This is a genomic window from Enterobacter sichuanensis (genome assembly GCF_002939185.1).
Classification (GTDB): Bacteria; Pseudomonadota; Gammaproteobacteria; order Enterobacterales; family Enterobacteriaceae; genus Enterobacter; species Enterobacter sichuanensis.
This window is the reverse complement of sequence record NZ_POVL01000178.1, coordinates 1-397: the sequence shown is the minus strand read 5'-3', so window position 1 is coordinate 397 and position 397 is coordinate 1. Positions and strand designations below refer to the sequence as shown.

At 56.2% G+C, this 397-nt stretch carries 1 protein-coding gene; it reads left to right on the top strand.

The genetic code is table 11. The annotated features are described in order from the left end of the window. Positions 1–397 (top strand): Ig-like domain-containing protein (locus C5687_RS24385; RefSeq protein ID WP_146086325.1); only part of this gene is annotated, 397 nt, incomplete at both ends.

Genomic DNA, 397 nt, shown 5'->3' with positions numbered 1-397 from the left:
AGTTTCAACCGATCCTGCGGGTAACGACGTCACGTCTCCGTCCTTTGATATCTCTGTCGATACCATGGCACCGGAAAAACCGGTAATAGGTGTTGCGACGGATGATGTCGGGTCCAGCCGTGGCGATCTGAGCAGCGGCAGCACCACCGATGATGCGAACCCGACCTTCAACGGTACCGCTGAGCCGGGCAGCCGTGTCGATATTTATGACAACGGCGAACTGATTGGTTCTACCGTTGTGGATGAAAATGGCGGCTGGCAGTTCACGCCAACGACACCTCTGCCAGAGGGTGAACACCATATCACCACCACCGCAACCGACAAGGCCGGTAACACCAGTCCGGAATCAGATGATTTTGTGCTGATCACCGACTACACCGCGCCTGACGCCAGCAAA